Raw genomic sequence first — 5,350 nt, 5'->3', positions numbered from 1 at the left:
CCCCTCCACGCCGCTCTCCCGATCCCGCGCCCAGCGTGCAGGTTCTCGCGCGCGACAGCCGCGCCCCGCTCGGTACGCTCACGCAGATTCATCCGGCGGGGCTGTTTGTCGGGTTTATCGATGAGGCTCAGGCCTACCGCCTGAATATCGACTGGCACGGCACGCCGCAGGAAGTCGCCGATACCTATTCATTCGGCCCCGTTCTCGACGAAGACGCACTGAACCGCATCTCATGGGGCGACCCGTACGCCGTGCTCGAATGCCTCGGGTCGCGGCCGGTCGTGCATGACGGGGTATCGGGCGTGCGGTTCGCCGTCTGGGCGCCCAATGCGCGCCGGGTGTCCGTAGTCGGCGATTTCAATTCTTGGGATGGCCGTCGTCATCCGATGCGCCTGCGCCACAACGCAGGCGTATGGGAACTGTTCGTGCCGGGACTGGGCGCGGGCACGCGCTACAAGTACGAAATCATCTCGCGCGAGGGTCACGCCTTGCCGCTGAAGGCTGACCCTTGCGCTCTGCAGAGCGAGCTGCCGCCGGCGACGGCTTCAGTGGTCGCGGATGCGGATGCCATCGATGGATATAGCTGGACCGACAGCGAATGGATGAACACAAAGCGCGGCCCGAAGCAGACCGTCAACGCGCCGATCTCCATCTACGAAGTCCACGCCGAATCGTGGCTGCGCGTGGCGGAAGAGGGCAACCGCGGCATGAACTGGCACGAGCTTGCCGAGCGCCTGATTCCCTATGCGAAGAGTATGGGCTTCACGCACCTCGAGTTCATGCCGATTGCCGAGCATCCGTTTGGCGGATCTTGGGGATATCAGCCGTTGGGGCAATTCGCGCCATCGGCACGATTCGGGACACCGGAGCAATTCGCCGAGTTCGTGAATCGTGCGCACGAAGCTGAACTCGGGATCATTCTCGATTGGGTGCCGGCGCATTTTCCAAACGATGCCCACGGGCTTTTCCAGTTCGATGGCACGCCGCTTTATGAGCACGCCGATCCGCGCGAGGGATATCACCAGGACTGGAACACGATGATCTACAACCTCGGCCGCAACGAGGTGAGTGCGTTCCTGGTCGCATCCGGGCTGGCGTGGCTGAAGCGGTATCACGTCGATGGATTGCGCGTGGACGCGGTGGCGTCGATGTTGTACCGGGACTATTCGCGCAAGGCCGACGAGTGGGTGCCGAACATCTACGGCGGCCGTGAAAATCTCGAATCGATTGCGTTTCTCAAGCGCCTGAATCACGAGGTGCGTCAGATTCCAGGTGCGATCACGATTGCTGAAGAATCGACGGCATGGCCGGGGGTGACGGCGCGCGTTGAAGACGGCGGACTGGGTTTCGATTTCAAGTGGAACATGGGCTGGATGCATGACACGCTGCATTACATGGAAGAAGATCCCGTGTACCGGCAGTACCACCACAACATGTTCACGTTCGGGATGGTGTATGCCTATTCCGAGCGTTTTGTCCTGCCGCTCTCCCACGATGAAGTCGTGCACGGCAAGGGATCGTTGATTGGCAAGATGCCGGGCGATCACTGGCAGAAATTTGCCAATTTGCGCGCATACCTGGGTTTCATGTGGACGCATCCGGGCAAGAAGTTACTGTTCATGGGCGGCGAGTTTGGTCAGTTCGCGGAGTTCAATCACGATGCATCGCCGCACTGGCATTTACTCGATGATCCGTACCATGGTGGTTTGCAGAAGCTGGTTCGTGATTTGAACCGGGTGTACGGGGACGAACCGGCACTCCATAAGCTTGATAGTGATCCGCGCGGGTTTGACTGGCTGGTCGGGGACGACGCTGGGAATAGCGTTTTTGCGTTCCGGCGCACCGATGGCGAGGGTCGCGAGTGTGTGGTGATATCGAACATGACGCCGGTGCCCCGGCAGGGGTATCGGGTGGGTCTGCCTTGCGGCGGGCGATGGACGGAGATTCTTAACTCCGACGCCTCGGTGTATGGCGGATCCAATGTCGGGAATGGGGGCGTGATTCACGCCGAGAATGTTTCCAGTCATGGGCGGGAGTTTTCTGCTGCGCTGGTTTTGCCGCCGTTGGCTACTATTGTGCTGAGGTTGGACTAGCGTCCGGGGTTGGTTGGGTTAAGGCGGGGACGGGGTTGGCGCCGGGTTGCTGCTTCTTAGGCTTCCGCGCGTTCATTGTCAGGCGTCTTCTCTAGCACTATTAGCCACTGTCCGTGGCGGGACTTCATTTCACGGGTAATGCGCTGACGCTTGGTTGGTCTTTAGCAGCGGTCAGGATTGATGCTGGGTTGCTGCTGCTTAGCCCATCGCGCGTTCCCTGTTTTCTGATTTCTTTAGCACTGTTAGCCACTGTCCGTGGCGGGACTTCATTTCTTTGTCCAACGGCGACAAAGAAACGAAGCAAAGAAAACGCCTCTCAACCGATGGCTCATAAGTGTCCCGAGCGTGCAGTGACAACTGTTTGGTACTTCAGAAAAACGCTCGACGCCGGACTTACGAACACTTGAAACCCTCCCCCTCCGAATACGGATACCCACACGCTTCGCCACCAGTGTGGGAATCCGTTAACCAGGCTTCCGCGCTTCGCGCACTGACGCCCAAACGGAGGAGTTCGCTGTACAAGTTAGGTTGTGCCCGTACTTGCCTAAGACCAGCTGCGGCGAAGTCTTGGCAAGTTCAGGAAGCTGTAGAGCGTTACGCGCTCAACCGGTTGTGTACTTGGGCCAGGTTTCCGTATTGACTGCCACAGTTACTGGTGGCGAAGCGTGTGGGTATCTGTTGACGGAGGGGGAGGGTTTCAAGTGTTGCTGGTTATGGCGGCGACCGTTCTTCTGACGTACCAAACAGTTGTCACTGCACGCTCGGGACACTTATGAGCCTGCGGTTGGAAGGCGTTTTCTTTGCTTCGTTTCTTTGTCGCCGTTGGACAAAGAAATGAAGTGCCGCCACGCACAGTGGCTAATAGTGCTAAAGAAGTCAGCTAGAACTGAACGCGCGGTAGCGTAAAAAGCAGCAACCCGGCGTCAACTCGGACCACTAAAAACCACGGCCAAGCGCCAGCGCATAACCCGTGAAATGAAGTCCCGCCACGGACAGTGGCTAATAGTGCTAAAAAAGTCAGACAACAAGGAACGCGCGAGGGCCCAAGCAGCAACAACCCGGCACCATCCCCGACCACAAGCCCCACCCCACAACCCCCTCGAGTGCGAACGAAAATTCTATGCCGAATTCATTCCCCGACAAGTTACTCCCGGGCGCGGCCTACCCGCTCGGAGCAAACTGGGACGGTTTGGGTGTCAACTTCGCCGTCTTCTCCGCAAACGCGCAAAAGATCGAAGTCTGCCTCTTCGACACAACCGGCCGCAAAGAGCTAACCCGCTTCGAGCTTCCCGAATGCACCGATGAAATCTGGCACGGCTACCTCCCCGGCGCCCACCCCGGCACGGTCTACGGTTTCCGCGCCCACGGCGCCTACCAGCCGCAATACGGCCACCGGTTCAATCCGCACAAACTCCTGCTCGACCCCTACGCCAAGAAACTCGTCGGCCAATGGCGATGGTCGGACGCTCTCTTCGGTTATCGCGTGCACTCGAACCGCCTGGACCTTTCAATGGATCGGCGCGACTCCGCCCCCGCCATGCCGAAATGCGTCGTCACCGATGACGCCTTCGACTGGTCCCGCGACACACGCCCGGACATCCCCTGGGGCGAAACGGTCATCTACGAAACGCACGTGCGCGGCACGTCGATGCTTCGCCCCGATATCCGCCAGCACGAACGCGGCTCGTTCGCGGCGCTGTCGTCGCCCTGGTTTATCGAACATTTGCAAAAGCTCGGAATCACCGCCGTCGAATTCCTGCCCGTGCACGCGTTTCTCAACGACCGTTTTCTCGTCGAACGTGGCCTGAAGAATTACTGGGGCTATAACACCGCGTGTTTCTTCGCCCCCGAACCGTCGTACCTCTCGACCAACCGCCTGAACGAAATGCGCATTGCCGTGCGCCGGTTGCACGCAGCGGGCATCGAAGTGTTCCTGGACGTGGTCTACAACCACACGTGCGAGGGCAACGAGCTCGGGCCGACCATGTCGTGGCGCGGCCTCGATAACGCCAGCTACTACCGCCTGATGCCCGGCGACGAACGCCATTACATCAACGATACCGGTTGCGGCAACACAGTCAATCTCTCGCACCCGCGCGTGCTGCAAATGGTGATGGACTCGCTGCGCTACTGGGCGACGGCGTTCAATATCGATGGCTTTCGTTTCGATCTCGGCGTGACCCTTGGCCGCGAAGGCCACGGTTTCGATCCGGGTTCCGGCTTCTTCGATGCCATCCGCCAGGATCCGATCCTCAATACGCGCAAGATGATCTCGGAGCCGTGGGATATCGGGCCCGATGGTTATCAGGTCGGCAACCATCCGCCTGGCTTTGCCGAATGGAACGATAAATTCCGCGATGGCGTGCGCCGCTTCTGGCGCGGCGACGCCGGCGTGCGGCCCGACCTCGCGGCACGGCTGACGGGATCGGCTGAGCTGTTTTCCCGCCGGCGCAGGAAACCGTGGGCATCGGTCAATTTCGTCGCCTCGCACGACGGCTTCACGCTCGCCGACGTCGCGGCCTACGACCAGAAGCACAACGAGATGAACAAGGAGGGCAACAACGACGGCCACAACGAGAACTGCAGCACGAACTGGGGCGTGGAAGGTCCGACCGACGACCCCGAGATCCTCGAAACACGCGCACGCGTCGCGCGTGCGCTGGTCGCAACCAACCTGCTTTCGCTCGGCACGCCGATGCTCCTCGGCGGCGACGAATTTGGCCGCTCACAGCACGGTAACAACAACGCATATTGCCAGGACAACGAGATTTCGTGGATGGACTGGCGTCTCGCCGATACCCCCGCCGGCCGCACGATGACGGAGTTCATCGCGAGCGTGATTGCGCTGCGAAAAAACTACCCGCTGTTGAGGGAAATGCGTTTCCTCAAGGGCGACAAGGAGGTCCTCCCGGGCCTCTACGACGTCGGCTGGTTCGACGAACGCGGCGGCGCGCTCACCACCGACGCGTGGCAGGACCCGGAAGGCCGCGCGCTCACGCTGCGTCGCGCGGGCCCGGGGCTCGACGGCAAGATCGATGTGATGCTGATCATGATGAACGCGTCGTCACAGGCGCTGGCTTTCGCGGCGCCTGCACCGCACTTGGAATGGAATGTGCTCATGGATAGCGCTGTGCCCGACGCGCTGCAGTATCCGTTGATTGGCACGGAACTGGAGGTGCAGGCGCATAGCGTGGTGGTCCTGCTCGCCCAGCCGACCGGCGACGCCGACTGGCAGGCCGTATGGATGGCGGGAGCAA

General features: G+C 60.5%; 2 protein-coding genes. Both read left to right on the top strand.

Annotation, left to right across the window (positions count from 1 at the left end; genetic code table 11):
• Nucleotides 1-2,093 (top strand): 1,4-alpha-glucan branching protein GlgB (gene glgB, locus ACRXB1_RS29185; RefSeq protein ID WP_449494002.1); only part of this gene is annotated, 2,093 nt, incomplete at its 5' end.
• A 1,120-nt stretch (nt 2,094-3,213) separates the two neighbouring features.
• On the top strand, nt 3,214-5,350 hold a 2,137-nt coding region (gene glgX, locus ACRXB1_RS29180; protein ID WP_449494001.1), incomplete at its 3' end, for a glycogen debranching protein GlgX.

The organism is Caballeronia sp. M23-90, from assembly GCF_053574605.1.
This window is presented reverse-complemented; position numbering and strand designations above follow the sequence as displayed.